At 62.2% G+C, this 1,080-nt stretch carries 1 protein-coding gene; it reads left to right on the top strand.

Annotated elements, in window-relative coordinates:
* Nucleotides 1-743 precede the first annotated feature (743 nt).
* Nucleotides 744-1,037, top strand: coding sequence for a hypothetical protein (locus C7C46_RS34560; RefSeq protein WP_146259318.1), 294 nt, complete (start codon nt 744-746; stop codon nt 1,035-1,037).
* Nucleotides 1,038-1,080: the final 43 nt, after the last annotated feature.

Here is a 1,080-nt window from a genome sequence, read left to right as displayed (position 1 = left end):
TGCCACGACCCACCTGACCTGCACGAACCACCCCGCCGAGCACCGAGAGGAGGAACCCCCGCAGTCCCCGGGACCGTGGAACCCGGCGTCCCCGGCACGACAGCCGACGCGCAGCCCTACCCGAAACCGCCCCCGGGAACCGGCGACAGCGACATCACGGGCAGGCGCTCAGCCGGTCATCGCCGTGAAACAACGAGGCTGATGGCAGTAGTGACGGCAACAATCACGCACACCGACGCACATCGGCACACCTCGACGGACCGTTATATAGCCCCTGACCAGCGAAAATGCAGGTAACGAGCGACCGCGCGCCACACGTACTATGTAATCGCGGGGGCAACGCCGGTCCTGGTGCACAATGACAATGGCTGGCAGGTGCCAGACGACTACATCGTCATTCGCGGAGGACAGAGTCCGATGCCGGGCCCTGGTGCCGAGTTCTCTGGATCAATGGGTACCACGCTTGATGAAGCGGGTGCCGGCGTCCCGCATGCCAGCCTTCGTGCAACGACGGCTGGCGCAATTCGTGCAGCTGGTGGCACTGTGGAGTATGCGCCCGAGCCGATTGCTGGGGAGGGTTCTCCGCTCAACTACAACCATGTGAACGTCACACTTGGAAGCGGCGATCCATTCGGCGCTGTGGGGGCAAATCCGGTGCCGAAGGCAGGCCGGTTGGCCCCTGATGCACTCGGAGCGCCGCGGTGCTGACCAGCGGATTTACTAGCGGAGAGGGAGTTGGTTCGGTGGTCAAGACCGTGTCGTGGGGGCCGGCTGATATCACTGGTGGGCCGGTAGACGAGATACTTGCTGCTTTGAGAGATGCTTTTCCCGGCCTTCGAATTGAACGGCTTTCGGTTACTCGCTCCGGCGATGACGATAATGTCTGGTTCATTTCCCGCAAGGATGGCCTGGAAGTGCAGCTAGATTCTGCGTCAAATGGCGAGCCGCCGTTTTTGCTTGAATCCGACACTGCGAGGGAACGGGCGGACGAGGTCGGCCTTGCCGTAGAAACTCTGACCGAGTGGTTGCGTGGCTGAATTACGCCCAGGGGCCCTATTGCGGTAAGCATTCACGAGGTCC

This window comes from Streptomyces tateyamensis (assembly GCF_003205575.1).
Lineage (GTDB): Bacteria > Actinomycetota > Actinomycetes > Streptomycetales > Streptomycetaceae > Kitasatospora > Kitasatospora tateyamensis.
The sequence above is the reverse complement of the archived record's forward strand: the minus strand, read 5'-3'. Positions and strand labels throughout refer to the sequence as shown.